Origin of the sequence: Gelatiniphilus marinus, assembly GCF_042684345.1 — a bacterium.
Lineage (GTDB): Bacteria > Bacteroidota > Bacteroidia > Flavobacteriales > Flavobacteriaceae > Gelatiniphilus > Gelatiniphilus marinus.
This window is the reverse complement of sequence record NZ_JBHULK010000008.1, coordinates 143,407-170,099: the sequence shown is the minus strand read 5'-3', so window position 1 is coordinate 170,099 and position 26,693 is coordinate 143,407. Positions and strand designations below refer to the sequence as shown.

At 35.7% G+C, this 26,693-nt stretch carries 23 protein-coding genes and 1 pseudogene; 18 read left to right on the top strand and 6 right to left on the bottom strand.

Features of this window, described 5'->3' with window-relative positions; translation table 11 throughout:
• Window positions 1-151: 151 nt before the first annotated feature.
• Window positions 152-286: pseudogene (locus ACFSQS_RS15370) on the bottom strand (2-oxo acid dehydrogenase subunit E2); the annotation flags it as partial.
• 255 nt (window positions 287-541) lie between these two features.
• On the opposite strand from ACFSQS_RS15370, the gene ACFSQS_RS15365 reads away from it, so the two are divergent.
• The 4 genes from ACFSQS_RS15365 (at window position 542) to ACFSQS_RS15350 (ending at window position 4,077) form a co-directional block, all read left to right on the top strand.
• Window positions 542-1,243: a hypothetical protein gene (locus tag ACFSQS_RS15365; RefSeq protein ID WP_388020989.1), complete on the top strand. Its 702-nt coding sequence runs from the start codon at window positions 542-544 to the stop codon at window positions 1,241-1,243.
• Window positions 1,244-1,253: 10 nt separating this feature from the next.
• Window positions 1,254-1,997, top strand: coding sequence for a hypothetical protein (locus tag ACFSQS_RS15360; protein ID WP_388020986.1), 744 nt, complete (start codon window positions 1,254-1,256; stop codon window positions 1,995-1,997).
• Complete coding sequence (locus ACFSQS_RS15355) at window positions 1,972-3,126, top strand: T9SS type A sorting domain-containing protein (RefSeq protein ID WP_388020983.1); 1,155 nt, start codon at window positions 1,972-1,974, stop codon at window positions 3,124-3,126. The genes ACFSQS_RS15360 and ACFSQS_RS15355 overlap by 26 nt, the downstream gene beginning before the upstream one ends.
• 204 nt (window positions 3,127-3,330) lie before the next feature.
• Window positions 3,331-4,077, top strand: a complete 747-nt coding sequence (locus ACFSQS_RS15350; protein WP_388020980.1) for a head GIN domain-containing protein — start codon at window positions 3,331-3,333, stop codon at window positions 4,075-4,077.
• Window positions 4,078-4,273: 196 nt separating this feature from the next.
• On the opposite strand, the gene ACFSQS_RS15345 is transcribed toward ACFSQS_RS15350, so the two are convergent.
• The 3 genes from ACFSQS_RS15345 to gldA all read right to left on the bottom strand — a co-directional run bounded on the left by ACFSQS_RS15345 (window position 4,274) and on the right by gldA (window position 8,565).
• Window positions 4,274-5,470, bottom strand: coding sequence for an acetate/propionate family kinase (locus ACFSQS_RS15345; protein ID WP_388020978.1), 1,197 nt, complete (start codon window positions 5,468-5,470; stop codon window positions 4,274-4,276).
• Window positions 5,471-5,473: 3 nt separating this feature from the next.
• Window positions 5,474-7,564: a phosphate acetyltransferase gene (gene pta / locus ACFSQS_RS15340; RefSeq protein ID WP_388020975.1), complete on the bottom strand. Its 2,091-nt coding sequence runs from the start codon at window positions 7,562-7,564 to the stop codon at window positions 5,474-5,476.
• A gap of 104 nt (window positions 7,565-7,668) precedes the next feature.
• Window positions 7,669-8,565, bottom strand: coding sequence for a gliding motility-associated ABC transporter ATP-binding subunit GldA (gene gldA, locus ACFSQS_RS15335; protein WP_388020972.1), 897 nt, complete (start codon window positions 8,563-8,565; stop codon window positions 7,669-7,671).
• Between the two features lie 344 nt (window positions 8,566-8,909).
• On the opposite strand from gldA, the gene ACFSQS_RS15330 reads away from it, so the two are divergent.
• The 4 genes from ACFSQS_RS15330 to ACFSQS_RS15315 all read left to right on the top strand — a co-directional run bounded on the left by ACFSQS_RS15330 (window position 8,910) and on the right by ACFSQS_RS15315 (window position 13,226).
• Complete coding sequence (locus ACFSQS_RS15330) at window positions 8,910-9,737, top strand: prephenate dehydratase (RefSeq protein WP_388020969.1); 828 nt, start codon at window positions 8,910-8,912, stop codon at window positions 9,735-9,737.
• On the top strand, window positions 9,734-10,879 hold the full coding sequence (locus ACFSQS_RS15325; protein WP_388020966.1) for a pyridoxal phosphate-dependent aminotransferase: 1,146 nt from the start codon (window positions 9,734-9,736) through the stop codon (window positions 10,877-10,879). Before ACFSQS_RS15330 ends, ACFSQS_RS15325 begins: the two co-directional genes overlap by 4 nt.
• 103 nt (window positions 10,880-10,982) lie before the next feature.
• Window positions 10,983-11,864, top strand: coding sequence for a prephenate dehydrogenase (locus tag ACFSQS_RS15320; RefSeq protein ID WP_388020963.1), 882 nt, complete (start codon window positions 10,983-10,985; stop codon window positions 11,862-11,864).
• Window positions 11,865-12,143: 279 nt separating this feature from the next.
• The gene (locus ACFSQS_RS15315; RefSeq protein WP_388020960.1) at window positions 12,144-13,226 is read left to right on the top strand and encodes a chorismate mutase; all 1,083 of its coding nucleotides are present in this window, start codon (window positions 12,144-12,146) and stop codon (window positions 13,224-13,226) included.
• A gap of 60 nt (window positions 13,227-13,286) precedes the next feature.
• Here ACFSQS_RS15315 and ACFSQS_RS15310 read toward each other — a convergent pair whose 3' ends face one another.
• Window positions 13,287-13,733, bottom strand: a complete 447-nt coding sequence (locus ACFSQS_RS15310; protein ID WP_388020957.1) for a hypothetical protein — start codon at window positions 13,731-13,733, stop codon at window positions 13,287-13,289.
• A 90-nt stretch (window positions 13,734-13,823) separates the two neighbouring features.
• On the opposite strand from ACFSQS_RS15310, the gene rsgA reads away from it, so the two are divergent.
• The 10 genes from rsgA (at window position 13,824) to ACFSQS_RS15260 (ending at window position 25,442) form a co-directional block, all read left to right on the top strand.
• Complete coding sequence (rsgA, locus tag ACFSQS_RS15305) at window positions 13,824-14,774, top strand: ribosome small subunit-dependent GTPase A (RefSeq protein WP_388020954.1); 951 nt, start codon at window positions 13,824-13,826, stop codon at window positions 14,772-14,774.
• Window positions 14,775-14,807: 33 nt separating this feature from the next.
• Window positions 14,808-15,968 (top strand): sialidase family protein, encoded by a 1,161-nt coding sequence (locus ACFSQS_RS15300; protein ID WP_388020951.1) that lies wholly within the window; start codon window positions 14,808-14,810, stop codon window positions 15,966-15,968.
• Window positions 15,969-15,981: 13 nt separating this feature from the next.
• On the top strand, window positions 15,982-16,434 hold the full coding sequence (gene dtd / locus ACFSQS_RS15295) for a D-aminoacyl-tRNA deacylase (protein ID WP_388020948.1): 453 nt from the start codon (window positions 15,982-15,984) through the stop codon (window positions 16,432-16,434).
• A 179-nt stretch (window positions 16,435-16,613) separates the two neighbouring features.
• Complete coding sequence (locus ACFSQS_RS15290) at window positions 16,614-18,539, top strand: DUF3857 domain-containing protein (RefSeq protein ID WP_388020945.1); 1,926 nt, start codon at window positions 16,614-16,616, stop codon at window positions 18,537-18,539.
• Window positions 18,540-20,495: a DUF3857 domain-containing protein gene (locus ACFSQS_RS15285; RefSeq protein ID WP_388020942.1), complete on the top strand. Its 1,956-nt coding sequence runs from the start codon at window positions 18,540-18,542 to the stop codon at window positions 20,493-20,495.
• On the top strand, window positions 20,495-20,821 hold the full coding sequence (locus ACFSQS_RS15280) for a nucleotide pyrophosphohydrolase (protein WP_388020939.1): 327 nt from the start codon (window positions 20,495-20,497) through the stop codon (window positions 20,819-20,821). The genes ACFSQS_RS15285 and ACFSQS_RS15280 overlap by 1 nt, the downstream gene beginning before the upstream one ends.
• A gap of 67 nt (window positions 20,822-20,888) precedes the next feature.
• On the top strand, window positions 20,889-22,142 hold the full coding sequence (locus ACFSQS_RS15275; RefSeq protein ID WP_388020936.1) for a 3-phosphoshikimate 1-carboxyvinyltransferase: 1,254 nt from the start codon (window positions 20,889-20,891) through the stop codon (window positions 22,140-22,142).
• A gap of 90 nt (window positions 22,143-22,232) precedes the next feature.
• Complete coding sequence (queA, locus tag ACFSQS_RS15270; RefSeq protein WP_388020933.1) at window positions 22,233-23,282, top strand: tRNA preQ1(34) S-adenosylmethionine ribosyltransferase-isomerase QueA; 1,050 nt, start codon at window positions 22,233-22,235, stop codon at window positions 23,280-23,282.
• 65 nt (window positions 23,283-23,347) lie between these two features.
• Complete coding sequence (gene rlmN / locus ACFSQS_RS15265; protein WP_388020930.1) at window positions 23,348-24,388, top strand: 23S rRNA (adenine(2503)-C(2))-methyltransferase RlmN; 1,041 nt, start codon at window positions 23,348-23,350, stop codon at window positions 24,386-24,388.
• A 76-nt stretch (window positions 24,389-24,464) separates the two neighbouring features.
• On the top strand, window positions 24,465-25,442 hold the full coding sequence (locus ACFSQS_RS15260; protein WP_388020927.1) for a polyprenyl synthetase family protein: 978 nt from the start codon (window positions 24,465-24,467) through the stop codon (window positions 25,440-25,442).
• A gap of 16 nt (window positions 25,443-25,458) precedes the next feature.
• Here the strand turns inward: ACFSQS_RS15260 and ACFSQS_RS15255 are convergent, their stop codons facing one another.
• On the bottom strand, window positions 25,459-26,637 hold the full coding sequence (locus ACFSQS_RS15255) for an OprO/OprP family phosphate-selective porin (protein WP_388020924.1): 1,179 nt from the start codon (window positions 26,635-26,637) through the stop codon (window positions 25,459-25,461).
• Window positions 26,638-26,693: the final 56 nt, after the last annotated feature.

Below are 26,693 nucleotides of genomic sequence, written 5' to 3'. Positions count from 1 at the left end.
GTTTTAAAAAGTCGTCGTTTAATAAATCGTCTTTGTTCATCGTGTATAAAATTTAAATTAATAAAAAAATATCGAGGGTTGCAACCCTCGATATTTTTAAACTTTACACACTTTGTGAGATACTACCTTTCTTTATTTGCAAAAGTTATTATTAAAGATCCAATGCTTTTTTAACATCGCTATCCATTAATAATTCTATTGGGTTTTCTAAAGCTTCTTTTACGCCACTAAAAACCCTACAGATTCTTTATCCATCTATAATTTTGTGGTTGTACGATAGCGCCACAGCTACTCCCCGTATAAGCTTGTACTCGCACCCTGTTGGGTGTCGTAAACGTTTATGTTTTCTCTAAAATAAACGTACCTCACACTTATTTAAGCGTATTCAAAAACACAAAAAATCTTACAAAAACTGACTTATATCATATTACACAAGTTTTAAATAGGCTAGTTTTGCTTAAAATTAATTCTTACAAAAATTTAAGCAACCTTTTAGGTGTTTTTGCATCTAATGAATATAAACTTAAAAAACAATCACAAGATGAAAAATATATTTTTAGTATTACTATTATTAATAACAATTAATGCATTTCCTCAAAAGTACAATTATCCTATTACCCCTGAAAGCGAGGAATGGAAGCGTTTTGAAAGCACGCAAGAAATGTATAATGCGTGCCAAATAGAAAAAAATGAATTAATGACAATGAAAACCTATGACTTGATACTGTCATGTTTAGATTACCCGTTAATTAGTTTAATATATGCATTCAATGATATACAGCGAGGATTTGATACTATATCGAATAATTTTAATGGGCTTGAAGAACTAACGAATAGAGATGATGCAGCAAAAGAACTCCTTAAAATGTATAAAAATATAGAACCTAGTTCTATACTTAAAAGAACCAACTTGGTTGAAAAAGGAGAATATGTAAATAGAGTTGGATATATAGAAATAATGCTTGCGCAAAAGTTTGTACATAATCTATCAATAACAGAAAAAAAAGAATTAGTTACAGCTTGTATTGAAAAGTTTAAAGAAAAAGAAAAATTTAAGGATAATTTTGGTGACCAAGGAACTGCGATCACTGCTTGGGTTATTAGTAAAATCATTTATGAAAACAGTAGAAACGATTTGTCGAAGGATATTCCTCGTTATATTTTTAATAATCAAGGAATTGTTATTGATTCAACTGTAGTTGAAAAGACATTAGAAGAAGGTAGAATTTATATAAAAAATTAAAATAATGAAAATGAAAACGACTTTAACTTTGCTGATGCTACTGGGTGTTGTGGCCCTATCATGTGACGAAAACCAAGGAAAAGTACCAATAGATTGTGCTTATGCATTCAACGCATCGGACATATTCAAATATCCTGTTCAGCCAGGAACTGATGCTTGGGAAGCCTTTGAAGATATTGAGGAAATTAAGGATGCGTTACAAATTCCCAATGCAGTTTTAAATGATATATCGGACGAAGGATTAGTAGAAACTTGCTTCAACCACCCCTTGGTTTCTTCCTTATTGGTTTATAACAACCTATTGCATGGCTATAAATTTATTTTTGATGATTTTAATGGGATGCAGAAGCTTAACCAAAAACCTGAATCTGCTGCATTACTATTGGCAAGGTATAAACGCATGTATCCATCCTGTTTTTTAGATGGTGGTTTTACAGATTTAATTTTCACAGATATAACGGTATCCCAACCTGTATTTTTAAATCGGTTGACTACCACGGAGAAAAAACAATTAATGGAGTTGGCATTGGGTAAATATGTAACTATGTCCAACAACTCATTTCTTGACTCTAATTTGCAGACCGTAACCTATTTAATGGCTAGAATTATGGTTGAAGATAACTATGATGCTTTCTTGGAAGCGGTTAATGCCGATGAAAAGTTGTTAACATACACTCAGCAAATAACCAAAGGGAATCATTTTGAACAAATCAATAAAATTTTAAATCATGCAAAAGAATATCAAATTGATTAACAGAATCTTACTAAAAACTTCGTTAATTTTATTTATTTGCGGGTCAATTTATGCACAGAATACAGCTGTTGTTTATACTCCTAATGGAACGGCTGTTACTGTATATAATTTTACTGAGTTTACGCAGAGTCATATTGCATATCTCAATAATCAAGCGGCTGCTTTGTACCCCAACGCTACAATAATTAGTGATGCATCAAACAAATATAACTGTCATGCTTATGCATGGTATCTTACAGAATGTTCGGGATGCCCTAATTATTGGATGAATACTCCAGGAGACGATGCATATTGGAATGACAATAGTTATGTGGAAGTGTTCGATGCAGGTTTAGCGGAAAAGATTTCTTATGCATCGGATGATCATTCCGCAGTAATGTCTAGTGTAGCTGGAAAATATGATTCTAAATGGGGTCAATATCCAGTGATGAGACACAGCCCTACTTACACGCCTTACAATTCGTCAAATTTAAAATATTATGTTCCTGCTCCAGTTGGTAAGCCTGATATTCATGACTTTACGTTAGTTTCTTCTGGTCCCAGCTGTATCGATTATAACTGGAGAACACTTGATTTTGGTGTCCAAAAAAACAATTCCAATAGCTGTTTATTATATAGTTTACCTGAAAATATTACTGAGGTGGAATGGCAAATTATTCCTAGTCAGCCTATACAAACTACTCTAGATTCCGGACTTTATTCATGCAGTACTTCAAGCGTTGATAATGCAGGAGTAAAAGTGGCATTTTCTCAGCAATACAATCCTTATGTTACTACGTTTCGTTTTCGGGTAAAGGGTACAAGTTGGAGCGATTGGAGTGTAGGACATTATTATTTAGCTGAAAAATGTCCTTACTATTACCGTGTGACACCAAACCCTGTTACATCAGATCAGCTTACCATAATAAGCCAAAACGATAGAGAAAGTAAGCTAGACATGTTAGGGTTTAATGAAGCGTTGGAGTTTTTACTGTTCGATTATCAAGGTAACCAATTAAAGTCCAAAAAGGACACAACCGGTAAAGGTGATTATAATCTAAACATTCCCAACTTAAAAAATGGCATGTATTATTTAAAGGTAATAACAGAAAAACATACCGAAGTGCACAGAATACTTATAGACCGCTAAAAGTAAGTGGTTATCAGTAAAACGAAAAAGCCCCGTAATTTTTTTTAAACAAATTATGGAGCTTTTTGTTTGCGTTTTTTTAATATAAACTCAAAGCTTAATAACAGTTGTTCGCAATACCTCTATATTTGCCAAAATTAAAAAGCTATAAATAGATTCCTTTTGCGATGGTTTCTTGGACGCGATTCGCAGGTGCAACAACAAATGAAACACACACTTTACATATCAATCCTTTTTTTAATGTTTTCTTGCGACAGCGAAAACGCAAACGACTGTTTCCAAAAAACGGGAAGTCTTATTAAAAAGGAAATAACCGTTGGTGCTTTCGATAAAATATTGGTAAACCGCGATATTGAACTAATTATTAAAGACGGCGATACCCAAAAGGTAAGTATTGAAACCGGAGAAAATTTATTGAACGATGTTACGGCGACTGTTGTTGATGGCAAACTAACACTTACCGATAATAATACTTGCAATTACGTGCGCGATTACGGGATAACAAAAGTATATATAACATCGCCGAATATTACCGAAATACGCAGTTCCACGCAATATGACGTGCGATCGGATGGGGTTTTAACCTACCCGAGTTTAACCGTTTTATCCGAAGATTACAGCGCGCCAAACACCTTTACCAATGGTAATTTTAGACTTAAAATAGATAACAATACTTTCACTTTGGTATTTAACAATCTATCGAATTGTTTTGTTTCCGGAAAAACCAACAGCTTAAATATTACGTTTGCCGCAGGCACCTCGCGTTTTGAAGGTCGCGATTTTGTAGCTCAAAATATTGCTATTTGGAATAGAAGCTCGAACGATATGATTGTAAATCCGCAGCAATCCATCACAGGAAAAATATCGGGAATTGGCAATGTTATTGCCGTAAACAAACCTGCAACGGTTGAAGTTGATGAGCAATATAAAGGCCGTTTAATTTTCGAATAAATATAGTAGCTTGTTATTTATATAAAATAATCGCGATAGCTATATAGCGCATAACGAGAAATCTTATAATTATGAGATTCCTCTTCATTTGCTTAACAAAGTACTTTCAATCAAAATATATTTTGATTTCAGTAACATTCGGAATGACAAACAGTTTTTTAGCATTAAGCTAAATTAATTTATAAACTTTATTGCATTAAATTGAAATGGTTTCGAACAAACCCACCGACTGTTTCGCAATCTCCAATTCTTCATTTGTTGGGATTACCAATATTTTAACTTTCGATGTTTCGGTGTTTATCGTTGTTAAGCTTTTTGGCTTGCAATTGTTCTTTTCAGCATCTAATGCAATGCCTAAAAAATCTAAATCTTTACAAATTTCTTGTCTCATAAACTGTGAGTTTTCGCCAATGCCAGCGGTAAACACAATGGCGTCCAATCCGTTTAAAACAGCAGCGTAACTGCCAATGTATTTTTTTATGCGGTACACATTCATTTCCAAAGCCAATTGGCAGGCTTTGTTGCCTTTTTCAGCTTCAGCTTCAATGTCTCTTAAATCGCTATAACCTGTTAAACCAAGCATACCGCTTTTCTTTTGCAGTAGTGTGTTAATTTCATCTAAGCTGTAATCGTATTTTTTTGCTAAATAAAAAATGATGGAAGGGTCGATATCACCAGAGCGCGTGCCCATAATTAGGCCGGTAACGGGCGAAAAGCCTAAAGAATGATCGATGCTTTTGCCGTCTTTTACAGCCGTTATACTACAGCCATTACCTAAATGAATGGTAATGATTTTTGAATGTTTTTTCCCTAAATACGCAATCGCTTTTTCCGAAACATATTTATGGCTGGTGCCATGAAACCCATAAACGCGAATGTTGTGTTTTTCTGAAAAATCATTAGGTATCGCATATTTATAGGCGTAATCTGGAATGCTTTGATGGAATGCCGTATCGAAAACCGCCACTTGTTTCGCCTTTGGGAAAATGGTTTCGGCAACCTCTATACCTTCTAAATTTGGCGGATTGTGCAAAGGCGCTAACGATGATAAAGCTTTTATTTTTTCTTTTACGGTTTTGGTAATTTCGGTGGTATTACTAAAGTGTTTGCCACCATGAACCACGCGGTGCCCAACAATATTAATGGCATCGGTAGATTTTATAACACCTGTTTTTTTGTTTAAAAGTTGTTTGGCCAATAATTCTAATCCTACTTTATGATTGGGGATGTTATCAACAATTTTAATGGTATTATTTTTGGTTTTAAATTTGAATTTGGCATCGCTAAACCCAATACGTTCAATTAAACCAGAGCACAAAATGGTTTCTTCTGGCATTTGAAACAATTGAAACTTTAATGAAGAACTTCCAGAATTTAAAACTAATACTTGCATAAATTAAAGGTCTTGCGCTTGAATAGCGGTTATTATTACGGTGCTGTAAATATCGTCGGCTGTACAACCGCGGCTTAAATCGTTAACGGGTTTATTAAGCCCTTGTAACATCGGGCCAATTGCCAATGCGCCAGTTTCTCGTTGTACGGCTTTATAGGTGTTGTTTCCTGTGTTTAAATCTGGAAAAATAAGTACGCTTGCTTGTCCCGCAACATCAGAATCTGGTAGTTTGCTTTTGCCAATACGCATATCTACTGCGGCATCGTATTGAATGGGACCTTCAATTTTTAAATCTGGAGCTAGTTTTTTAGCAATTTCTGTAGCTTTTCTAACTTTATCAACTTCTTCGCCTTTGCCAGATGCACCAGAGGAATACGACAGCATCGCTACTTTAGGTTCAACGCCAAAATTTTTGGCTGTTTTTGCCGATGAAATAGCAATTTCAGCTAACTGTTCTGCATTGGGGTTTGGGTTAATGGCACAATCTCCAAAAATAGAAACGCGATCTTCTAAACACATAAAGAATACAGACGACACGATATTAACACCAGGTTTTGTTTTTATAAATTGTAAAGCAGGGCGTAAGGTGTGCGCTGTGGTGTGTACTGCGCCCGAAACCATACCATCGGCGTGTCCTTTGTGAATCATCATTGTGGCGAAATAAGACACATCGGTCATCGCATCTTTTGCCATATCCAAATTCACGTTTTTATGTTTTCTTAGTTCATAAAACGTGTTTACGTAATCTTCAAAGTGAGGTGATTTAACAGGCGAAACGATATTAATATCATCAATATTTAAAGCAATATCGAATTTTTCAATGCGCTCTTTTATCTTTTCTTCTTCACCAATTAAAGTGATGTTAACCACATGTGCGTCTATTAATCTTGCAGTGGCACGAAGCACCCGTTCGTCATAACCTTCAGGAAGTACAATGTGTTTTTTATCTTTTAAAGCACTTTGTAATAAATTGTACTGAAACATTCTTGGTGTAAAGATATCGGATTGGAACGTGATTAAATCCTCTGATAATTTATCGGTATCAACATGCTTTTCAAAGGTTGCGATCGATGTTGTAATTTTATCGATATTCTCAGCGTATATTTTAGATTTTATCTTGCCAATGGTGTTGGTAACATGAAATGTGCCTTCTTTCGCACTTATTATTGGCACTACGCTAGAGAGGCCTTCAATTAATTTTAAAATGGGTGCTTCGGGAATTAATCCGCCAGTTAAAATAATTCCGGATATTTTCGGGTAATTTTTAGAAATATTGGCTTGTAATGCGCCTAAAATTATGTCGGCCCTATCACCCGGAGTAATAACCAAAGCATTCTCTTTTAAGTGCGTTAAATAATTGCGCAATTGCATGGCGCCAACGCTAAAATTGTCTATTTGGTTGTTAATGAGGTCTTTGCCAAAAAGAATACTGCCGTCGAGCTGTTTAAAGATTTCTTTTAAAGTAGGACTTGCTAAACTTTTTATTTTAGGAATAACGCTAATATCGGTACCGTTATTAATACGGTTTTTTAGTTGAATTTTTAAGTCGGTAAGATAATCTGGATTGACTTTATTAGTCATTATCGATAGCACATCCACTTCGTCTTTAAAAGTATCGTGGGCCAATTGCACATTATCAACAATTTCCTTTATATCTTTTCCATCTCCTTGCGATACAATAATAACGGGCAATCCTAGGTTTTTGGAAATCAGGATATTAATATCGAGTTCTAAACTGGAATTTTCGTGTGAAAAATCGGTGCCTTCAACCAATACAATATCGAAGCGTTCTTCGAGATATTTATACTTTTTAATAATCTCGTCAATCACATCGCCAGATTTTCCTTGGTTGTATAAATCAAGTACTTCGTTTCGGGTATAAACATACGTTTTTTTGTAGTTGATATCGATGTCAAAATATGAAATCACGGTGTTGATGTGATTGTCCATTTCTCCATCTTCGGTATCTTCAATAATAGGTCTAAAATAGCCTACCTTTGCCGTTTTTCCTAAAAGCATACGCATTAAACCCAGTACTGCAACAGATTTCCCGCTGTTGGGCTCAATAGTAGCAACATAAATTCCTTTACTCATTTTTGATTAATTTTTGCGTTGCAAAGATAGTTTATTACTGGCTTTTGGAAAGATGATTTTTGTCATGCTTTTTAAATTATAAAGTAGAATTTGGAGTTTAAAAACTATCCAGCAGTCAACTCCCTAAACAAGCTCTCTAAACTTGCATTTTTTTGATTGAGCTGAAGAATTTTTAATTGGTTGTCGTGAGCAAAATCAAATACATAAGAACGCATATCTTCGGTAGTTTTAAACGTGATTTCGTAAACAAAATCATAAGTATTAACCACACGGTCAGCTTTTGGGAGTTTTAGTAAAAAAGCATCTTCAACGCGGTAATCGAACTCCACAATAACGGTTTGTTCTTTGCCTTCACGAAGTTCTTTTAGTTTTTTATCGGCAACTATTTCTCCTTTATTAATAATAATAACGCGGTCGCACATCGCTTCAACCTCTTGCATAATGTGTGTAGATAAAAACACGGTTTTTGTTTTCCCAATAGTTTTAATAAGATTTCTAATATCTATAAGTTGGTTGGGGTCTAAACCCGTTGTGGGTTCGTCTAAAATCAATACATCGGGGTCGTGCAACAGGGCATTTGCTAAACCGACACGTTGCCGATAGCCTTTTGAGAGTTGCCCTATTTTTTTATTCATTTCGGGTGTTAAGCCTGTAAGCGCAATAACATCTTCGATACGTGTTTTGGAGACTTTGTAAATATTTGCATTAAAAGCTAAATACTCTTTAATATACATATCTAAATACAACGGATTGTGCTCGGGCAAATACCCAACACTTTGCTGAACGTTTTGTGCGTTTTCAGTAATATCGAACCCATTTACTTTAGCAATGCCATTTGTAGCATTAACATAGGTGGTTAATATTTTCATCATTGTGGATTTCCCAGCACCGTTTGGTCCTAAAAAACCAACAATTTCAGGTTTTTCAACCTTAAAAGACACATTGTTTAAAGCTTTTTGATTGCCGTAATGTTTTGAGACGCCTTCAACTTCAATAGACATATTTAAAATAGTTTCTTCAAAAATAACGATTATCTAATATTATATTGGTTTTACTGTAAAATCTTTAAAATTTTTAATAAATACAGAAAAAACTATTTGTACAATTTTGATTTCTTAAATAATTAACTACTTTAGCCACGTAATTATGAAGACAACAGTGCATTATACATATTTTAGCAACTTGTTTTATTTCTTTTTTAGCAAAAGGAACGAGGCGTTGTATGTATAATTTATAACTATAAATTTTTATATGAGTCTCGATGAAAATCGGGACTTTTTTTTGTTCAACGCCTAGTTGAACAAACCTCAATGAAGATTGAGGTCTTAATAATAAAAACTAGATTTTGATAAAAACAGTAGCCATACAAGGTGTAAAAGGATCGTTCCATCATATTGTATCTCAACAATTTTTTGAGAAACAAGTTGATGCTATTGAATGCTTAACTTTTGACCGCGTTGTTGAAAGTTTGATAGGCGAAGAATGTGACGCGGCGATAATGGCTTTAGAAAATTCTATCGCAGGCTCTATTATCCCAAATTATGCTTTAATCGATAACCGGAATTTACACATTGTTGGCGAGCATTATTTAGATATCCAGCACAATTTTATGGCGCTAAAAAACCAAAGTATTGCCCATATAAAAGAAGTGTATTCGCACCCCATGGCATTATTGCAGTGTAAAGAATTCTTTAAGCAACATCCGCACATAAAACTAATTGAAGATAAAGATACTGCCGAGGTTGCTAAGCGTATTAACGAAAACCAATTAAAAGGTGTTGGCGCTATTGCCAGTGTTATGGCTGCCGATATTTTCGAGCTCGATATTTTGGCACATAGCATTCAAACCATAAAGCATAACGAAACCCGTTTTGCTATTGTAAAACGTACAAATTCTGAGGTTGTAGAAGCCGAAATTAACAAGGCTTCATTAAAATTTGAAGCCAACCACAAACGGGGCAGTTTAGCAACTATTTTAAATGTAATGAGCGATTGTAAGCTAAATTTAACAAAAATCCAATCGCTACCAATTATTGAAACCCCTTGGAAATATGCCTTTTTTGTCGATGTAACTTTTGATGATTATTCAGATTTCAAAAAAGCAAAATCATTATCCGAAATAATGGCAGATAATTTTAAAGTTTTAGGCGAATATAAAAATGCAAAGTTATGATTGAAGTCGCTAACCGATTACATACCGTTGAAGAATACTACTTTTCAAAAAAGCTGAGAGAAGTCAATTTGCTTATTGCCAACGGAAAGCCCATTGTTAATTTAGGAATAGGCAGCCCCGATTTGCAACCACCGCAAAAAGTAGTTGATGCTTTAACAGAAGGCTTGCTAAGCCCCAACGCACATAAATACCAAAGTTATCAAGGCTTGCCAGAGTTAAGGGAAGCTATGGCATGGTTTTACAAAACCCATTTTTCGGTAAACTTAAGCGCGCATACAGAAGTGCTCCCGTTAATGGGAAGTAAAGAAGGCATCATGCATATTTCAATGGCTTATTTGAATGAAGGCGACGAAGTTTTAATTCCAAATCCAGGGTATCCAACTTACCAATCGGTAACAAAATTAGTAGGAGCAAAACCTGTTTTTTACGAATTGGATGCCACCAATAATTGGTTACCAGATTTAAAAGCTTTGGAACAAACAGATTTAAGCCAAGTGAAATTGATGTGGGTAAATTATCCGCACATGCCCACAGGCGCACAACCAACCAAATATTTATTTGAAGAACTGGTAGCCTTCGCAAAACGTAATAACATATTAATAGTAAACGATAACCCATATAGCTTTATCCTTAACAATTCGCCAAAAAGCATATTAAGCGTTAAAGGCGCAAAAGATGTGTGTTTAGAGCTTAATTCGTTAAGTAAAACCTTTAATATGGCAGGTTGGCGAGTGGGTATGTTAGTTGGAAATAACGAGCATATAAACCATGTTTTAAAAGTAAAAAGCAACATGGATTCGGGTATGTTTTACGGCATTCAAAAAGGTGCTATTGAGGCTTTAAAATGTTCTAAAATGTGGTTTAGCGCATTAAACAGCGTTTATAAACAGCGTAGAGATTTAATATGGCAATTGGCCGATGCATTAAATTGTACCTACGATAAAAACGCCACAGGACTATTTGTTTGGGCAAAATTACCAGAGCATGTAAAAGCGGAAGAATTTATAGATTTAATATTGAAAGAGAACCATATATTTATTACTCCAGGGACTATTTTTGGAAGTCAAGGCGAGGGCTACATTAGGTTTTCTTTATGTGCATCAAATGAGATTTTAGAAGAAGCAATAACAAGATTGGAATAGTGTGCAGTATTCAGTCGCGGCAAGCAGTTATATGAAGAATAAAAAGAATAATATTAGATAATTTTTGAAAGCCCTCTCCTTTGGAGAGGGTTGAGAGAAGCTCATGAAAAACATATATATAATAGGCGTAGGTTTAATTGGAGGCAGTCTTGCTATTGATATTAAAAAGAATAACCCAGAAACGGTTATTTATGGTATTAGTAGAAAAGACAGTACTTTAGAAACAGCATTGTCGCTTAATTTAATCGATAAAAAAGCCACATTGGATGATGTAGAAAAAGCCGACTTGGTAATCGTGTCCATTCCAGTTGATGCAACGGTTAAATTGCTGCCTACCATTTTAGATAAGATACCGGACAATGGTTTGGTTGTTGATGCGGGATCGACTAAAGAAGATATTTGTAAAGCGGTTGAAAACCATCCAAAACGAAGAAATTTTTTAGCGATGCACCCCATTGCGGGCACCGAACATTCGGGGCCAAACGCTGCCATTTCGGGGTTGTTTGTAGGCAAAACAAATATTATTTGCGAAGTTGAAAAAACAGCTTTTAAGCTTCAAGAAAAAGCGTTAAAGCTGTTTGCCGATGTTGGCATGCGCATGCGTTATATGAATCCTGTGGCGCACGATAAGCATATTGCGTACATGTCGCATTTATCGCATATTAGTGCATTTATGTTAGGGAAAACGGTTATCGATAAAGAACGAAATGAACGCGATATTTTTGATATGGCCGGTAGTGGATTTGCATCAACGGTGCGATTAGCTAAAAGTTCGCCAGAAATGTGGACACCCATTTTTAAGCAAAACAAAACCAATGTTATTGAAACTTTGGAAGAATATATTACAAACCTAACGCATTTTAAAGAGTTGATGCAACAAGACGATTTTGATGCGATTTTTAACGAAATGAAAGACACCAATTATATAAAAGAAATATTGAAGCCCCTCTTAACCTCCCCGAAGGGGATGGATGCTCACTCTTGAGTGAGACCCGAGAGGTTTAAAGAATTTGATAGATTTGAGTTTGAGTACGTGTTCCCCTCCTTTGGAGGGGTTAGGGGTGGGTTTTTAGAGCAAGAGTGATGCGTTAGGGATTGAACGGTGTGTTTGAGCTCCCCGATCCCGACGCTTCGGGAGAGGGAGCGAGTAGTGAAAGCCCTACCTCCCGAAGTTTCGGGAGTGTAACGCCCAAATTAAGAGCATTAAATAGTAAAAAATAAATATTAAAACAAAATAGCTTTAGAGGCTTAATACTAAGAAGATATGGAAAACAAAAAAGAAATGAGAGCTTGGTTGGACGATATGAATTTAGATCATCCGTTAGTCGTGGCAGGACCATGTAGTGCAGAAACCGAAGAACAAGTGCTTAAAATAGCACACGAGCTTAAAGATACCGATGTAAATTATTTTAGAGCCGGTATCTGGAAACCCAGAACACGCCCGGGTATGTTCGAGGGGGTTGGCGCTTTAGGGCTTAAATGGTTGCAAAAAGTTAAAAAGGAAACCGGCATGAAAGTTTGTACAGAGGTTGCCAATGCTACCCATGTAAAGTTGGCTTTAGAGCATGATATAGATATGCTTTGGGTTGGTGCCCGATCTACCGTAAGTCCTTTTATTATGCAGGAGATTGCAGATGCGCTGCAAGGTACGGACAAGCCTGTTTTAATTAAGAATCCAGTAAACCCAGATTTAGCGTTGTGGTTAGGTGGTATTGAAAGAATTTATAGCTCTGGAGTTAAAAACATAGGCGCTATCCACAGAGGGTTTTCAACGTACGAAAAGTCTAAATACAGAAATAATCCAGAATGGCAGTTGGCCATCGAGTTTCAAAATAAATTTCCAGACATTCCGTTAATTAACGACCCGTCTCATATTACAGGGAAAAGAGATATGGTTTTCGATATATCTCAAGCAGCCTTAGATTTGAATTTTGATGGCCTTATGATTGAGACGCACTACGATCCTGATAATGCATGGAGCGATGCAGCACAACAGGTAACACCATCTAGTTTGGTACAAATTATGCGCGATTTAAAAATAAGAAAAGAAACCGATGCCGAAGTAGAGTACCAAAATGCATTAAATAATTTAAGAGCAAAGATAGATGTTATAGATAATCAAATTATTGGGTTACTTGGTAATCGTATGGTAGCATCAGATGGTATTGGCGCCCTTAAAAAGAAGAAAAACGTAGCCGTATTACAGAGCAAACGTTGGAACGAGATTTTAGGCAAAATGGTTTTAGAAGGTCAAGACCACGGATTGAGCGAAGAGTTTATCTTGAAAATGTTCAAGGCCATTCATCAAGAATCTATTAATCATCAAGAGAAGATAATTAATGGGTAGTATATGTTAACAAAAAATGCCTCGCAAAAAGCGAGGCATTTTTTTATGGATAAAGCACAGTTATTTATTTCTTTTAAAAATATAACGGGTTATAAAAATACCTTGGTTATCGCCTTTACCGGCACTTTCAACAGCGCTTGTAACAAAGGCAAGTTCCCAGCCTTCTTCAATCATGGTGTTGATTTTAGAAGTAATTATAGCATCGTTTGCAGCTATATTTTGAAAACGAATGCCACCAAGGTTAAAGAAGTTAAGTAGCTTGGTTTCATCAAACTCTTTAACTCTTATGTCTCCACGTTTAGATTTGTTTCGCGTATTATCCTCTTCGGTTTGCGTGCTAGTGTACTCTTTGTAATCTTTGGCTTCGTTGGCGCTAATAATTCTAGAACGCCCTAAACCATTAGGAACAATAGATTCTACGCTAGTTACCACTTTGTACTCTACTTGGGCACTGGCATCCATAAATGCAAAAAGGCTAATAGCCAAAACAATAAGTAATTTTTTCATGTTGTTGATTTTTGTTAAAAATTAATATTGACAAGTTTAACCAATATCCATACCAAAAAAAATATTTTTTAGCTTTACTTTTGAAAAACTATGACAGGACGCGTTTATAAATCTACAGGAAGCTGGTACACCGTTAAAACCCAATTGGGCGAAACCTACCAATGCCGTATTAAAGGGAAGTTTCGTATTAAAGGCATTAAAAGCACCAATCCCATTGCTGTGGGCGACATAGTTGATTTTGAGTTGGAAACGTACAATAATCAAGAGTCAGGAGTTATTTATAATATACACGACAGAAGCAATTATATTGTTAGAAAATCGGTAAACCTATCAAAACAAACCCATATCATTGCGGCGAATATCGATTTGGTTTTTTTAATGATTACCATTAACAACCCCCCAACTTTAACCAGTTTTATCGATAGGTTTTTGGTAACTGCCGAAGCGTATTCCATAAAAACCGTATTGCTGTTTAACAAAATTGATGCTTACGACTCGGACACGCTAAACGAAGTAAAATACCTAGCCCATATTTACAGAAAAATTGGCTACGAGTGTATTGGTGTTTCTGCCGTTTCTGGCAAAAATGTAGAAAAAGTTAAGGCTGCAATGCTTGGTAATGTAAGTGTGTTTTCTGGCCATTCTGGTGTTGGAAAATCCACACTTATAAACACCATCGAGCCGTCGTTAAATATTAAAACCAAAGAAATTTCTACCCAACACAGCCAAGGGCAGCATACCACGACTTTTGCAGAAATGTTCGATTTAAGTTTCGACGCTAAAATTATCGATACACCGGGTATTAAGGGTTTTGGTGTTGTTGATATGGAAAAAGAAGAAGTGGGCGATTATTTTCCCGAAATTTTCAAACTCAAACAAGATTGTAAATTTAATAATTGTTTGCATATCAAAGAACCAAATTGTGCCGTAAAAAAAGCATTGGATAATGATGAGATAGCATTTTCAAGGTACAGAAGTTATTTGCAGATTATTGAAGGTGAAGACGAGCATTACAGAACAGATAATTGGGATAAAGAATAGTTTTTAATCAGTTCAAATAATTAAAAAAAACACATGAAGTATTGCGTTCTAATTTTTTTTATTTCATTACTTTCTGTGGGTTGTTTAAATAAAAAAACTGAAAAGCAGGTAAGTCCAATTGCTAAAAAACCTAAAGAATCGTTCGTGTTTAACACCTTATTTAAAAATGGCGAAAATGGTTATGCGTGTTACAGAATACCTGCAGTTGTTACTACTATTAACGGCACTGTTTTAGCATTTAGCGAAGCTCGAAAAGCGGGATGTTCCGATACGGGGGATATAGATTTGGTAATGAAAAAATCTACCGATAATGGTGTTACTTGGAGTGCTCTTAAAATAATTTGGGACGATAAAGCTAACGTTTGCGGTAATCCAGCGCCAGTTGTTGATGCAGAAACAGGAACTATTCATTTACTGGCCACTTGGAATAATGGTAAAGACCACGAAAATCAAATTATTAACGGCACAAGTATTGAAAGCAGGTTGGTTTATCATTTAGTTTCAACTAACAATGGCGAAACATGGTCTAATCCAAAAAACATTACTGAAAGCACAAAAAAAGAAAATTGGACCTGGTATGCAACCGGACCCGTTCATGGTATTCAATTAAAAAAAGGAGCGCATAAAGGGCGGTTGGTAATCCCTTGCGATCATATTGAAAAAGGTACAAAAAAATATTATTCGCATGCTATTTATTCCGATGATCATGGAGAAACATGGCAACTGGGAAAAAGCACACCAAACCACCAAGTTAACGAATGTACCGTGGCAGAATTAACCAATGGCGATTTGTTGTTAAACATGCGTAATTACGATAGAAATACTGCCAAAACAAGGCAAATAGCCATAAGTAAAGATGGTGGCCATACCTGGATTAACCAAACTTTTGATACCGAATTACCAGAGCCAAGGTGCCAAGGGGCATTGCTGTCTGTTACAAAAGGCGAAAACAACAGGTTGTTATTTACAAACCCCGCAGACTCCTTAGCTAGAATAAACATGACACTTTCAATAAGTGATGATGATGGTTTAAGTTGGGATAAAAAGATCTCGATTTATGAGTCGCATTCGGCTTATTCAGATCTTACAGAATTAAAAAACGGTAATATTTTAGTGCTATTCGAAGCAGGCATAAACAATGCTTATGAGGGTATTCACTATAAAATTATTGATAAGAAACTTATTTTTAATTAAGAGTTGTTTATAAATGAAAGTAGTCATTCAACGTGTATCCAAAGCCAGCGTTACCATTGAAGGTAAAAAAGTTGCATCCATAGAAAACGGTTTATTAATCCTTTTAGGCATTGTAAACAACGATGCCCAAGACGATATTAATTGGCTTTCAAACAAAACAGTAAACCTTCGCGTTTTTGAAGACGAAAATGGCGTGATGAACAAATCGCTTTTAGATGCAAAAGGCGATGTTATTGTGGTAAGCCAGTTTACATTGCACGCCTCAACCAAAAAAGGAAATCGCCCAAGTTATATTAAAGCTGCAAAACCAGATGTTGCTATTCCGCTTTATGAAAGTTTTGTAAATCAACTTGAAAAAGATTTAGGGAAGAAAGTGCAAACCGGAGAATTTGGAGCCGACATGAAAGTGGAATTAATAAACGATGGGCCGGTAACCATTATCATCGATTCAAAAAACAAAGTATAATTTGCCACGGTTTTTTAGCGCCCCATCAGTTGTTTTTTTCAATGGGTTTTTATACATTAGCTGTAAGGCTTTTAATAATAGTGCTAAAGAAAAAATTACCTAAAGCATGATTTTTATCATATAAATAAAGCTTGTGTTTCTTTATTTTTATCGCTTTATTTTTGTTTAAAAACCAATCTATGTCCCTAAAATCTATTGCCAATGGCATCCTGTTTTTTGCTGCTCTTACCGTTTTTTCGCAAGACCAATTATATTTAAGTTTAACCATTCCAGAAGAATTAAAGCAAAATGCAAATGCAGTTGTAAGGCTTAACGAGGTTGAGGTCTCGTTAAAATCGTCTAGCGAAATGGTCGTTAAAAAAAGAAGAATTATAACCGTTTTAAATAAACAAGGCAACAAAAACGTTGGCGCCTATGTACATTACGACAACAATGTAAAAATAAAAACCCTGCAAGCACTGGCTTTTGATGCTTTTGGAAACGAGATAAAGAAAATAAGAAAAAACGATTTTAAGGATGTTAGTGCTGTAGATGGGGGTACTCTGTATTCAGATTCCAGGGTAAAGTATTTAGAATATACCCCTATTAAATACCCATATACTATAGAGTTTACTTACGAAACCATTACAGGTAACACGGCTTTTATTCCTTCTTTTATGCCTGTTAATAGTAACTTTGTAAGTGCAGAAACAAGTACTTACAGCATTAATTACCCCGAAAGCATTACCATTAGAAAGAAAGAAAAAAATATTGAAAATATAGATATTGAAAAAGAAGCTGGTGCTGGCAGGATGTTTTACAAAGCCAAGAATTTAAAGGCTTTTAAACCCGAGGATTACAGTCCGGCGTTCCGTGATATAATACCTAGGGTTTTAATCGCAGCCAATGAATTTAACTACGAGGGTGTAAATGCTAAAGTAGAAGATTGGGAGAGTATGGGTAAATGGTTTTACAGTAATTTACTAAACGGAAGGTCGAATATTTCTGAAGAAACAAAGCAACATGTTCTAAAACTAGTTGAAGGGGTTGATAGCCCAATTGAAAAAGCAAAAATAGTCTATCAATTTGTCCAAGATAATACGCGTTATATTAGTGTTCAAGTTGGAATTGGAGGTATGCAACCAATAACTGCAGAAGAAGTCGATTTGGTTAAATACGGAGATTGTAAAGGGTTAACCAATTATACAAAGTCGTTGTTAGATATTGTAGGCGTTAAATCTAATTATACACGGCTTTATGCTTCAGCTTCAAATCAAATAAATGTTGATAAAGAGTTTGTGTCTTTTGGTGGTCAAACTAATCATGTTATTCTCAATATTCCTCAAGAAAACAAAGAAGATATTTGGCTGGAATGTACCAGCCAAAAACTACCATTCGGTTTTATTGGCAACTTTACCGATAATAGAGACGTGTTGGTAATTACGCCCGAGGGCGGAAAAATACAGCGTACCAAAAAGTACAATACCGAAGAAAACACTCAAATTATTAAAGGCAATTATACCCTATCCAATGATGGCGTTATTAATGCCGTGGTAAACGTAAAATCCCAAGGCATTCAATACAACGATAAATACTGGTTAGCATCTGAAACCGAGCGCAATCTAGACGAACACTACAAAAAACGCTGGCGTTACATTAACAATATGGCCATAGAAAACATGGAGATTGTTAACAATAAAGATAGCATCGTGTTTAAAGAAACTTTAAATTTTAAAGCTGCAAACTACCCAAAAATAGTAGCAAACAGAATGCTTTTAACCATTAATGCATTAAACCGAAATACGCATATCCCAGACCGTTACCGCAACCGCAAGCTCCCGCTAAAAATAAAAAGAGGCTTTAAAGATATTGATGAGGTAGAAATTACATTGCCGCAAGATTACAAAGTAGAATCGTTACCAAATAAAAAAGTAATTGAAAACAAATTTGGGGCTTATAAAGCCGAAGTGATTGTAAAAAATGAAAACACTTTGCTTTACAAAAGAGAGTTTATAGTTAACGATGGCGAATTCCCTAAAGAAGATTACAGTAAATTCAGAACATTTTATAAAGAAGTTTCAAGGCACGATAACGCCAAAGTAGCATTAATTAAAAAGCAATTATAAATGAAAAATATAATTACACTATTTGCAGTGTTGTTTGTTTGTCAAATAACACTGGCACAAGATTTCAAATTCGGTAAGGTTTCAAAAGAAGAACTTGCAGAAACGTTCAATCCGTTAGATTCATCGGCAAGTGCCACGTATCTGTACAAAAAAAGAAGAACGTTTTTTGAGTACCATAGCAGCACAGGATTTCAGCTTATTACCGAAATTCACGAGCGCTTAAAAATATACAATCAAGAGGGTTTTGATTATGCGACAAAAGCCATCAACCTTTACAAAGGCAACTCAGATCAAGAAACGGCAAGCGGCATTAAAGCCTATACTTATAATTTGATAGATGGTAAAATTGAAGAGGCCAAACTAAAAAAGGACGGTATCTTTAAAACAGAAAAATCCAAGTACCGCAACCAGACCAAGTTCACTATGCCCAATATAAAAGAAGGTTGTGTTGTCGAGTATAAATATAAAATTACTTCGCCATTCTTTTCAAATGTCGATACTTTTGTGTTTCAGCACAGTATTCCCGTTAAAAAGTTAGAAGCCCGATTCGACGCACCAGAATACTTTAATTTTAAAAGCAGTACCAGAGGTTATATTGGGGTTAGCCCACAATTTAATAACACATGGGACAGAACTAGCATAAAGGGATTAGAGTTTAAAATAAAAACCACTAAATACAATTTAGAAAATGTTCCTGCTTTAAAGGATGAGCCATACGTAAACAACATTAACAATTATAGAACCTCGGTTAAACACGAGCTATCTTATGTTAAAATGCCACAGAATCCCATAGATTATTATTCAACCACCTGGGAAGATGTGGTTAAAACCATTTATAAAAGTTCCAACTTTGGAGACGAGTTAAATAAAACAGGCTATTTTAAAGATGATGTAGATGCACTTATAAGCACCGTCTCAGACCCAAAAAAACGAATTGCCTTGATTTACAATTATGTAAAATCTAAAGTAAAATGGAATCAATACCATGGTAAATATACAAGCCAAGGCGTTAGAAAAGCCTATAAAGAGCAGGTTGGCAATGTTGCCGAAATTAATTTAATGCTCACCTCCATGTTACGCTATGCCGGTTTAAACGCAAACCCCGTTTTGGTAAGCACGCGTCGTAACGGTATTCCAATATTTCCAACACGAGAAGGCTATAATTACGTTATTTCTTGCGTAGAGTTGCCACAGGGTAATGTGCTTTTAGATGCTACCAGTAAATACGGATCTCCTAATGTTTTGCCATTTAGAACCTTAAATTGGGAAGGGCGTATAATTAAAAAAGATGGTACTTCAAGCTTAATCAGTTTATATCCCAATGCAAATTCTAAATCCTCAATTTCAATGATGGTAAATTTATCTGAAACAGGCGATTTAGAAGGCAATTACAGAAGCGTTAAAACAAACCATTCAGCATTATCGTACAGAGAGCGATACAACAATGCCGATGAAGACGATTTTTTAGAAAAGTTGGAAAACAAATATAACGGTTTAGAGGTTTCAGATTTTAAGGTATCAAATGCTGTAGAGTTGGCAAAACCTGTTATGGAATCGTATAAATTCTTTAAAGAAAGTCAAGCCGATATTATTGGCGATAAAATATATTTTTCGCCCTTATTCTTTTTGCGCACCAAAGAAAATCCTTTTAAACTCGAAAAAAGGGAGTTTCCGGTAGATTTTGGTTATCCAACATCAAGCGTATACCGAATAATTATTAACCTGCCCGAAGGCTATAAAGTAGAATCGATGCCCCAATCTGCGGGATTTGCACTACCAGATAATTTAGGGTCGTTTAAATTTATGCTATCTCAACAAGCATCTAAAATACAGCTGTTAATCGACACTAAAATAAACAGCTCAATTATTTCGCCGTTGTATTACGATACTTTAAAAGCGTACTTTAAGCAACTCATAGAAAAAGAAAACGAACAAATTGTATTAACCAAAGTATAATGGATATAAAAAACGCACAAAAAATAGTTGACCAGTGGATTAAAGAGCACGGTGTACGCTACTTTAACGAGCTAACCAATATGGCGCAACTTACCGAAGAAGTTGGCGAAGTGGCCCGCATTATTGCCCGTCGTTATGGCGAGCAAAGCGAAAAAGAAAGCGATAAAAACAAAGATTTGGGCGAAGAATTGGCCGATGTGCTGTTTGTGGTTTTGTGTTTAGCCAACCAAACCGGTGTAGATTTGCAACAGGCTTTTGATAAAAGAATGGATAAAAAAGCAAAACGCGACCACGATAGGCACCACAATAACCAGAAATTAAAATAATTTATAATTATCTTTGGCGCTTTTATCCCTATGCCTATATAGATTGGGAGCATTTCAATAGATAATAATGGATTTTACACTACACAAATCGGTATTAAATAAACAATCGTCAATACAAATAACAGGTTCTAAGAGCGAGTCCAATAGATTGTTGTTGCTTCAGGCATTGTTTCCGGAATTCAAACTTGAAAATGTTTCAAATTCCGATGACAGTAACTTAATGGCCAAAGCACTAGCTTCAAAAGAACAGGTTGTCGATATACATCATGCCGGAACCGCCATGCGATTCCTAACGGCTTTTTTTGCCGTACAAGAAGGTAGGGAAGTAACGCTAACGGGTTCTAAACGCATGAAAGAACGCCCCATTAAAATTTTGGTCGAGGCATTAAAAGATTTGGGCGCAAACATTACTTATCTTGAAAACCATGGTTACCCGCCCATAAAAATTAAAGGAAAAAAACTAACCCAAAATAAAGTAACGCTAAAAGCCAATGTGAGCAGCCAATATATTTCGGCTTTATTGCTTATCGCATCAAAACTTGAAAATGGTTTAGAATTAACCCTCGAGGGCGAAATCACATCTATTCCATATATAAAAATGACTTTGAGTTTGTTGGATGAAATTGGCATCGAATCTTCTTTTGTAAACAATACCATTACCGTAAAACCCAATACCCAACATTTATTACCCAAAACCCTAACCGTTGAGTCCGATTGGTCATCGGCTTCCTATTATTTTAGCATTGTAGCATTAACTGATGTGGGTACAGAAATCACATTAACTTCATACAAAGAAAACTCATTGCAAGGCGATTCGGTTTTGGTAGATATTTACAAAGCATTTGGAGTAGAAACCACTTTTTTAAATAATTCAGTTGTCTTAAAAAAGAAAACCCAAAATCTAGAACCCAAATCTTTTAACTTGGTAAACGCACCAGATATTGCCCAAACCATTGCAGTAACCAGTTTTGCTTTAGGAATTGCATGCGATTTAAAAGGTTTGCACACCCTGAAAATAAAAGAAACCGACAGGCTTGTAGCCCTTAAAACCGAAATTGAAAAATTAGGAGGTCAAGTTGAAATCACAGACAAATCACTACATCTAAAACCAAATAAACTTTATTCAGTAAAAAAGAATTCCCCAGTGCTAGAGGGGCTAGGGGAGCCTATCGCCACTTATCACGACCACAGAATGGCCATGGCTTTTGCGCCACTAGCCTTAAAAACGGGGTTGGTAATTGAAGATGCCCTGGTGGTTTCAAAATCATATCCCACGTTTTGGGACGATTTAAAAAGTATCGGATTTAAAATAACACAATAATAATCCCCCATTTACTTGACAACCCCTATGCGCAGATTGTATATTTGCATCCTCATAAAAAATTAACACGCCTAATTAAATAAAGATTACATGAAATTATCACACTTTGGTTTTAATTTACCAGACGAATTATTGGCAGAATATCCAGCAGAAAACAGAGACGAATCGCGTTTAATGGTTTTAAACAGAAAAGAGCAAACCATAGAGCACAAAATGTTTAAAGATCTTATTGATTATTTTGATGAAGACGATGTTATGATTCTTAACAACACCAAAGTATTTCCTGCAAGATTATACGGCAACAAAGAAAAAACAGGCGCCAGAATAGAGGTTTTTTTATTAAGAGAATTAAACGAAGAACAACGCCTTTGGGACGTGTTGGTAGATCCTGCCAGAAAAATAAGAATTGGTAATAAATTATATTTTGGCGAAGATGAAACTTTGGTGGCCGAGGTTATAGATAACACAACATCAAGAGGTCGTACCTTACGTTTTTTGTATGACGGGTCGTACACCGAGTTCCGCAGAAAACTAACCGAATTGGGCGAAACACCATTGCCAAAGTACATAAAAAGAGATGTAGAGCCAGAAGATGAAGAGCGTTACCAAACCATTTTTGCTAAAAATGAAGGCGCAGTTGCCGCTCCAACAGCTGGTCTGCACTTTTCAAAGCACTTGCTAAAACGCCTAGAAATTAAAGGTGTTAATTTTGCAGAAGTAACACTTCACGTTGGTTTAGGTACCTTTAATCCGGTTGAGGTCGAAGACCTCTCTAAACACAAAATGGATAGCGAAGAGCTTAAAATAGACCAAAAAGCAGTAACCGCTGTAAACACCGCAATAGAGAACAAAAAACGTGTTTGCGCAGTAGGTACAACGGCTATGCGTGCCATAGAAAGCGCAGTATCATCAAACGGGAAGTTAAATGAATTTGAAGGTTGGACCAACAAATTTATTTTTCCGCCATACGAATTTAGTATCGCCAATTGCATGATAACAAATTTTCACACACCAAAATCTACCCTGTTAATGATGGCTTCGGCTTTTGCAGGACATGATTTTATAAAGAAAGCTTACGAAGAAGCCGTAAAAGAAAAATACAAGTTTTACAGCTACGGCGATGCGATGCTAATTATATAAAAAATTCAATGTTTAAAGTTTAGGGTTCTAAGCGAGCGAAAACTTTAAACTTTAAACTTTAAACTTTGAACACTTCAAAAAAAGACATACGCGCATTAACCAAAGAGCAGTTAAGGGAATTCTTTGTAAAACAAGGCGATAAAGCATTTAGGGGCAATCAGGTTTACGAGTGGCTCTGGCAAAAAGCGGCACATAATTTTGATGACATGACCAATGTCTCTAAAGAAACCCGGGCAATGCTAGAAGACAACTTTGTTATTAATAACATACAGGTTGATACCATGCAGCGCAGTAACGATGGCACGGTCAAAAATGCGGTACGCTTACACGATGGTTTAACAGTAGAATCTGTTTTAATACCAACCCCAACCCGTACAACCGCCTGCGTGTCCAGTCAAGTGGGTTGCAGTTTAGATTGTAGGTTTTGCGCAACAGCTCGCTTAAAGCGCATGCGTAATTTAAACCCAGACGAAATTTACGACCAAGTGGTCGCCATAGATAGGCAAAGTAAATTGTATTATAACAGGCCGTTAAGCAATATCGTGTTTATGGGCATGGGCGAACCGCTTATGAATTATAACAACGTTATTAAAGCCATAGATAAAATTACATCGCCCGAAGGTTTGGGCATGTCGCCAAAGCGCATTACCGTTTCCACATCGGGCGTGCCAAAAATGATAAAAAAAATGGCAGATGATGATGTTAAATTCAATTTAGCCGTATCGTTACATTCGGCCATAGATGCCGTTAGAACATCTATTATGCCCTTTAACGAGACCTTTCCGTTAAAAGACTTAAAAGCTTCTTTAGAGTATTGGTACCAAAAAACAGGACGTAAAATTAGTTACGAGTATGTGGTTTGGAAAGGTATAAACGATTCCCAAAAAGCTATTGATGCTTTAGTTAAGTTTTGTAAATATGTTCCCTGTAAAGTTAATATTATAGAGTATAACCCTATTGGCGATGGCGAATTTAAACAAGCTACAAACGAAGCTTTGGAAAATTACATCAATACTTTAGAAAAAAACAGAATTGTAGTTAATGTGCGCCGAAGCCGCGGTAAAGATATTGATGCTGCATGCGGGCAATTGGCTAATAAAAGTTAGTTTATCATTCCTTGAAGGCTTAATCTTATCAATATACATATCATATTTCATTTGAAATAGTATCTTTGGTTTTTCTATGAAAATAGTAGAGCAAATAAAGCAACCCATAGCTTACGAAATGGACCTTTTCGAGCAAAAGTTCCAGTTGTCAATGTCTAGTAAAGTGGCTTTGCTAAACCGGATTACGCATTATATTGTTAATCGAAAAGGGAAACAAATGCGCCCTATGTTTGTTTTTCTGGTATCTAAAGTGGTATCGAATGGCGAAGTTAGCGAACGTACTTACAGAGGCGCATCGGTTATTGAACTAATTCACACCGCTACGTTAGTGCACGACGATGTCGTGGACGATAGTAACCGCCGTCGTGGTTTCTTCTCTATAAATGCCCTTTGGAAAAATAAAATAGCTGTTTTAATTGGTGATTATTTATTGTCAAAAGGATTGCTATTATCTATTGATAACAATGATTTTGATTTACTTAAAATTATATCCATTGCCGTTCGAGAAATGAGTGAAGGCGAACTGCTTCAAATAGAAAAAGCTCGCAAATTAGATATTACAGAGGCCGTTTATTACGATATTATTCGCCAAAAAACAGCAACACTTATCGCGGCCTGTTGTAGTCTGGGGGCAGCTTCGGTTAAGCCACAAACCCAACATGTTGAAACCATGCGGAAGTTTGGGGAGTTAATTGGTATGGCTTTTCAGATAAAAGACGATTTGTTCGACTACGGTGAAACCCAAATAGGAAAACCCACAGGTATCGATATTAAAGAGCAAAAAATGACACTGCCTTTAATTTATGTACTTAACCAAGCCAATAAGAAAGATAAACGGTGGTTAATCAATTCTATTAAAAACCACAATAAAGATAAAAAGCGCGTAAAAGCGGTTATTGCCTATGTAAAAAACCATGGCGGTTTAGATTATGCTATTGGAAAGATGAAAGCGTTTCAAGCCGAGGCTTTGCAATTATTGGAAACTTACCCCAAATCGGCCTATAAAGATGCTCTTGAATTGATGGTAAACTATGTGATTGAAAGAAAGAAATAAAGGTTTTTAACCCATATTAAAAATCGATTTGAAATCTTACTTGAAACACATTGGCTTTCCCCGCTCCTTTTACATTGGCCAATACATTGTTAAGCTTTATTCTGGTGGCCGAGTTTAAATACCAAGTTATTCCTAGGGTTACATTTTCCTGTTTTCCTCCAAAAATGGTTTTAGAGTCTAAATTGGCACTTGCAAATCTTAAGGCGACTTCCCAAGCACCAAGCCCTCCGTTCTCACCAAAAGGCTTACTGGGCTTTACCCTGCCAAAACCATGGTAAGAACTGGCTATGTTTCTAGATTCTCCAGTTAAAAAATAACTTGCCTGCCCATAATAGCTGGAAAATGAATAAGTGTCAAGATTGGTTTTTACTTGAGATGAAATATATTCGCCTTGGAGAGAAAAAGAATTTTGGATATATGCAGACTCTAAACTTAATAAATTTACATGCTTAACATTTGTTATATCGTTTGTGTTAATATACTCTAAGGCAAGATGTGCTGGTTTTGCACTTATAGAGAAGCTTTCGGTTTTTCTGTGGCTAAAGCCAGCGCCAACATGCAAAACATTGTTGTTGGGCTCGTTGTTAATTAATAAACCTGTAACTCTTCCCGTAACTGCTCGCCCTACATTGTCTTTTGGTTTAAAGTACCCTAATTGGGCCGATAACCTGTTGTTTAAAAAATCATTAAAAATCATAATGCCATCAGAACGTTCGTGGGTAAAATCTGTCGGGAAAGCCCTTTCAATAAACATGATGTATTTATTTGTGGTTAAAGATTCTAGTCTAAAAGGCTCTTTAAAATGGCCAACTTGAAAATTACCAATAATAGGAATGTTTTTAAAATGGATGTAAACATCTTTAAGTGTAACTTTTTTGTGGGTAAAATCTATTTGTAGCTTAAAAGCCGTGTTTTTGTATATAGATCCAGAGGCAAACAAACGAGATCTTCTAATCTCCATGGCATCTGTTATTTCTAATTTCCCAAAGGTATTGTTCAATTCTTGGTTTTGGTGAAATAAAGAGTAATCTGCCATTAATCTTCCCCCAAATTTTAATTTAAAATTTTCATCTGTACTTTCAATCTTAAGGCCATTGTCCCATTTTGTTTTAAATTTTAATTTTTCCTCTTGCGAAAAAGATAGGTTAACAATACAGGTTAAAACTAAAACAAATATAAATTTTATGGATTTCATACAGTTTGCTTGTTGGGTTTAATGGTGCTAATTATATGTAAAAATAAAAATTTTAG

What these genes read in the sequence shown, in the direction of transcription:
- ACFSQS_RS15365 (WP_388020989.1), top strand. Translation starts at nt 542, where the DNA reads ATGAAAAATATATTTTTAGTATTACTATTATTAATAACAATTAATGCA.
- ACFSQS_RS15310 (WP_388020957.1), bottom strand. Translation starts at nt 13,733, where the DNA reads ATGAAAAAATTACTTATTGTTTTGGCTATTAGCCTTTTTGCATTTATG.
- ACFSQS_RS15315 (WP_388020960.1), top strand. Translation starts at nt 12,144, where the DNA reads ATGGAAAACAAAAAAGAAATGAGAGCTTGGTTGGACGATATGAATTTA.
- pta (WP_388020975.1), bottom strand. Translation starts at nt 7,564, where the DNA reads ATGAGTAAAGGAATTTATGTTGCTACTATTGAGCCCAACAGCGGGAAA.
- ACFSQS_RS15260 (WP_388020927.1), top strand. Translation starts at nt 24,465, where the DNA reads ATGAAAATAGTAGAGCAAATAAAGCAACCCATAGCTTACGAAATGGAC.
- ACFSQS_RS15300 (WP_388020951.1), top strand. Translation starts at nt 14,808, where the DNA reads ATGAAGTATTGCGTTCTAATTTTTTTTATTTCATTACTTTCTGTGGGT.
- dtd (WP_388020948.1), top strand. Translation starts at nt 15,982, where the DNA reads ATGAAAGTAGTCATTCAACGTGTATCCAAAGCCAGCGTTACCATTGAA.
- ACFSQS_RS15360 (WP_388020986.1), top strand. Translation starts at nt 1,254, where the DNA reads ATGAAAACGACTTTAACTTTGCTGATGCTACTGGGTGTTGTGGCCCTA.
- rsgA (WP_388020954.1), top strand. Translation starts at nt 13,824, where the DNA reads ATGACAGGACGCGTTTATAAATCTACAGGAAGCTGGTACACCGTTAAA.
- ACFSQS_RS15275 (WP_388020936.1), top strand. Translation starts at nt 20,889, where the DNA reads ATGGATTTTACACTACACAAATCGGTATTAAATAAACAATCGTCAATA.
- ACFSQS_RS15255 (WP_388020924.1), bottom strand. Translation starts at nt 26,637, where the DNA reads ATGAAATCCATAAAATTTATATTTGTTTTAGTTTTAACCTGTATTGTT.
- ACFSQS_RS15290 (WP_388020945.1), top strand. Translation starts at nt 16,614, where the DNA reads ATGTCCCTAAAATCTATTGCCAATGGCATCCTGTTTTTTGCTGCTCTT.
- ACFSQS_RS15350 (WP_388020980.1), top strand. Translation starts at nt 3,331, where the DNA reads ATGAAACACACACTTTACATATCAATCCTTTTTTTAATGTTTTCTTGC.
- ACFSQS_RS15325 (WP_388020966.1), top strand. Translation starts at nt 9,734, where the DNA reads ATGATTGAAGTCGCTAACCGATTACATACCGTTGAAGAATACTACTTT.
- ACFSQS_RS15355 (WP_388020983.1), top strand. Translation starts at nt 1,972, where the DNA reads ATGCAAAAGAATATCAAATTGATTAACAGAATCTTACTAAAAACTTCG.
- ACFSQS_RS15320 (WP_388020963.1), top strand. Translation starts at nt 10,983, where the DNA reads ATGAAAAACATATATATAATAGGCGTAGGTTTAATTGGAGGCAGTCTT.
- gldA (WP_388020972.1), bottom strand. Translation starts at nt 8,565, where the DNA reads ATGTCTATTGAAGTTGAAGGCGTCTCAAAACATTACGGCAATCAAAAA.
- ACFSQS_RS15285 (WP_388020942.1), top strand. Translation starts at nt 18,540, where the DNA reads ATGAAAAATATAATTACACTATTTGCAGTGTTGTTTGTTTGTCAAATA.
- ACFSQS_RS15280 (WP_388020939.1), top strand. Translation starts at nt 20,495, where the DNA reads ATGGATATAAAAAACGCACAAAAAATAGTTGACCAGTGGATTAAAGAG.
- ACFSQS_RS15345 (WP_388020978.1), bottom strand. Translation starts at nt 5,470, where the DNA reads ATGCAAGTATTAGTTTTAAATTCTGGAAGTTCTTCATTAAAGTTTCAA.
- queA (WP_388020933.1), top strand. Translation starts at nt 22,233, where the DNA reads ATGAAATTATCACACTTTGGTTTTAATTTACCAGACGAATTATTGGCA.